The organism is Endozoicomonas sp. ALC013 (genome assembly GCF_049310205.1).
Taxonomy (GTDB): Bacteria; Pseudomonadota; Gammaproteobacteria; order Pseudomonadales; family Endozoicomonadaceae; genus Endozoicomonas.
Genome location: NZ_JBLYNS010000247.1, coordinates 1 through 4,180 on the forward strand (window position 1 = coordinate 1; position 4,180 = coordinate 4,180).

Below are 4,180 nucleotides of genomic sequence, written 5' to 3' on the forward strand. Positions count from 1 at the left end.
ACGCCTTCTTGTAAAAGTTCCTCTCTTTCACAACTCATTCTTTATTTATCAGTTATCAGTCACTTTTTTAATACATTAGTTCCATATAAAAATAATTGTCCGGGGGGGGATAAAAAAGGGGAAATAAATGTCCAACGGTACTGTTAAAACTGAATTGGGATCAAAAAATGTATGGTGCAGTTTCCAGTCCTGATGGTCAGGGTGCATTCATCGGCACATCCTCCGACAACAAGCCTTCTGGCCATGATGCCACCGATAAGTCGTCAGCTCCTGTTCTTCCTGTCTTGCCAAAAGAGACGTCCCCTGCCCACAGCCCTGCCTCCGCCACTGCCTTGATAGAAAGAACCATCGCACCATCAGGGCATCATAGCCTACAGCCCCTGCCGGAAAACTGGCAATGGCAATTGGTGTCTGGAATTTTGAACGGAGAAATTGATGCCATTTCAGCATTGCTTCAACAGAGTGTCGATGTGAATTGCGACCTCTCCAGCCAGCTTGCGACATTGGATCAGCAACCTGTCAACATTAGCGGGGTAGCCCCCTCAATTGCCGCCCAACTGGCCAGGGTTTTTAAGCAAGAATCGCAATACACCCCACTCCGGCTGGCCGCAACAATTGGCAATCCTGAATTGGTAAAGCTTCTGCTGTCTTCGGGGGCACATCTTGAGTGCAGTAACCCTCTCCATGCACCACTGACAGGAGCTGCCGCTGCCGGGCATCGGGAGATAGTCCAGATTCTGCTGGAGCATCATGCCGAAATACAGGCTGGCAGCACCACAGGTGTCAATTCGCCACTGTACTGGGCCATTAAAGGTGGCCATCAGGATCTGGTGGCGTTGCTGGAACAGAACGGTGCCCGTTTGCAAATCGGTTGCCCGGGCAGGGGTGCCCCGATTCACCATGCCGCCAAAGTAGGATCCTCCAGAGTCGTGGAGTATCTGCTCAATCGGGGCGAGGACATTGATAACCAGAGTACCGGGAAGCATACCCCGGTTTATGCCGCGGCATTCAACGGCCATTTTGAGCTGGTCAGGTTACTGCTTGAGCGAGGCGCAAACAATAGCCATGGTGAAACCGGTGAAAATACCCTGATCTGGGCAGCCTGTTACAGCGGTAGCCTGCAAACGGTCAAATATCTGCTTGACCAGGGGGCGGACATCAACGCCGGTTGCGGGGACTTCGACGCCATCAACAGTAATACCTGCCCCTGGAAAAAAACCTCCCCTATTGAGGCTGCTGCCTATTCTGGCAGTTGGCAACTGGTGGAGTACCTGCTTGAGCGTTATAAGCTGAGAATTGATGCTCCCGGCCTTGGCACCGCCCTATTCCGCCACGCTGCTGAGGGAGGCAAGGTGGTGATGATGGATTATATTGCCAGCAGGACAACCATCAACATTGATGAGAAGGGTTACTATTCCCCGATCTCTTCCGCAGCCCGCAGCGGCTCCATCGCAGCGGTGGCGTGGCTACTGGACAAGGGCGCAGACATTCACGCCCACTGCCGAGGCCATCAATCCCCAATATGCCAGGCCTGCGCCTGGGGGCACTTTGAACTGGCCAAATCCCTGGACAGCAAGGGCGCAAGACTTCAAGGTACTGGGTGGGGTTCGCCACTCTATTGGGCGGCCAGCGCTGGCAGTATGGATATCGTGGCATACCTGCTTGACAGGGGCGTCAATGTTAATGCCAACGATAGCGGGCGCACTACGCCTGTCGTCGAGGCCGCAGCGCAAGGGCACCTTCGGCTGGTCAAATATCTGGTACATAAATCCGCAATAATTGAAGCAGACCTTTTGCTCAATGTCGCCGCAAACGGAGGTCATTGCCCCGTATTGGAGTACCTGTTTGAAAATAAGGCGATACTGCAGCATATCAAGCCGTCACACATCTCTATGGCACTCACTGAAGCGACCTGTCGAGGCCAACTGAACGCAATAAAGTACCTGCTCGGCGCATTCAAGACCCATTTCAGTGCTAACCCCAGGCCTGACATCTCCGACCTTCTCTGGTTAGCGGCACAAAGAGGCACTATTGATGTGGTGAAGTATCTTGTTGAGCAGGGGGCTGACGTTAATGTGGAATGCCAGAGTCTTGGCAGCGCACTCTGGACTGCATCAGAGTCTGGTCGTCTGGATACCGTCATGTACCTGTGTCAACAGGGTGCCAACATTCACTACTCCAACCCGGCTGAAAATGCGGACGTACTTTCCATTGCCAGGCAAGGGAACCATCAGGAGGTGGTTCAATTCCTGCAACAACAGATTGCAGCAGCAGTTCCTGCCGGAAGCCCGGAAGCGCTTATCCTTGATGAGTCAAAAAATGAGTGAAATGAAAGTTTGGGCTAATGAAGCCAAAAAGTTTCCCTATCTTTACTGCCAAGGAATCAGTCACTTTTTTGATACATTAGTAGTTCCATATAAAAATAATTGTCCGGGGAGGGATAAAAAAGGGCAGATAAATGTCAAGTAGGTTTATAAAAACTGAATTAGGATCAAAAAAATGTATGGTGCAGTTTCCAGTCCTGATGGCCAGAGTGCATTCACCGGCATATCCACCGACAAAAAGCCTTCTGGCCTTGATGCCACCGATAAGTCATCGGCCCCGGTTCTTCCTGCCTTGCCAAAAGAGGCTGCCCCTGCCCACAACAGCCCTGTCGCCGCTACCGCCCTGAAAGACCGAACCATCGCGCCATCAGGGCAGTATACCCCTACGCCCCTGCCGGAAGACTGGCAATGGCAATTGATGTCTGGAATTTTGCATGGAGAAATTAACGCCATTTCAGCATTGCTTCAACAGGGTGCCGATGTTAATTGCAACCTCTCCAGCCAGATTGCGACATTGGATCAGCAATCAGTCAACATTATCGGGTTAGACCCCTCTGTTGCCGCCCTACTGCCCATGGCTGTTGAGAAAGGATCGTGGTACACCCCAATCTGGCTGGCCGCATTGGCTGGCAATCTTGAAGTGGTAAAGTTTCTGCTGTCTTCGGGGTCACACCTTGAGGCCAGTAACCCTCTCCATGCACCTTTGTCAGTAGCAACCGCTGCCGGGCGTCGGGAGATAATCAAGTTTCTGTTGGCACATCATGCCGACATACAGGCTGGCAGCACCACAGGCGTCAATTCGCCACTGTACTGGGCCATTAATGGTGGCCACCAGGATCTGGTGGCGTTTCTGGAAATGAACGGTGCCTATCTGCAAATCGCTTGCCCGGGCAGGGATGCCCCGATTCACCATGCCGCCAAAATGGGGTTTTCCAGAATCGTAGAGTATCTGCTCAATCGGGGCGAGGACATTGATAACCAGAGTACCGGGCAACATACCCCGGTTTATGCTGCGGCAATCTGCGGCCATTTTGAGCTGGTCAGGTTACTGCTTGAGCGAGGTGCAAACAATAGCCATGGCGAAACCGGTGCCAAAACCCTGATCTGGGCTGCCTGCCGCAGCGGCAACCTGCAAACGGTCAAATATCTGCTTGACCAGGGAGCGGACATCAATGCCGGCGGCCCGGACATCAACGCCATCACCCGGAAAGGACACCACCCCATCGAGGCTGCGGCCTATTCTGGCAGTTGCAAACTGGTGGAGTACTTGCTTGAGCGTTATAAGCTGAGAATTGATGCTCCTGACCTTGGCACCACCCTATTCCGCCGCGCTGCTGAGGGTGGTAAAAAGGTGATGATGGATTACATTGCCAGCAGGGCTGGCCATCAACATTGATGAGGAAGGTTATTATTCCCCGATCTCTTCTGCAGCCCGCAGTGGCTCCATAGAAGCAGTAGAGTGGCTACTGGACAAGGGCGCAGACATTCACGCCCACTGCATGGGCCAGGAAACCCCAATGTGTCAGGCCTGCGGCCGGGGGCACTTGGAACTGGTCAAATTTCTGGACAGCAAGGGCGCAAGACTTCAAGATGCCGGGTCGGGTTCGCCACTCTATTGGGCGGCCAGCGCTGGCAGTATGGATACCGTGGCATACCTGCTTGACAGAGGCAGCAAAGTCAATATTGATGTAGTGAAGTACCTTGTTGAGCAGGGGGCTGACGTTAATGTGGAATACCAGAGCCTTGGCAGCGCACTCTGGACTGCATCAGAGTATGGTCATCTGGATACCGTCATGTACCTGTGTCAACAAGGTGCCAACATTCACTACTCCAACCCGGTCAACAATGCGGACGTA

The 4,180-nt window shown here is 52.9% G+C and carries 3 protein-coding genes; all 3 read left to right on the plus strand.

Features of this window, described 5'->3' with window-relative positions; all coding sequences use genetic code 11:
• Positions 1 to 167: 167 nt before the first annotated feature.
• The gene (locus ACO6V1_RS22630; protein ID WP_422448117.1) at positions 168 to 2,327 is read left to right on the plus strand and encodes an ankyrin repeat domain-containing protein; all 2,160 of its coding nucleotides are present in this window, start codon (positions 168 to 170) and stop codon (positions 2,325 to 2,327) included.
• A 172-nt stretch (positions 2,328 to 2,499) separates the two neighbouring features.
• Positions 2,500 to 3,720 (plus strand): ankyrin repeat domain-containing protein, encoded by a 1,221-nt coding sequence (locus ACO6V1_RS22635; protein WP_422448119.1) that lies wholly within the window; start codon positions 2,500 to 2,502, stop codon positions 3,718 to 3,720.
• The coding region (locus tag ACO6V1_RS22640; protein ID WP_422468731.1) for an ankyrin repeat domain-containing protein at positions 3,692 to 4,180 on the plus strand (489 nt) is incomplete at its 3' end. The genes ACO6V1_RS22635 and ACO6V1_RS22640, both read left to right, overlap by 29 nt.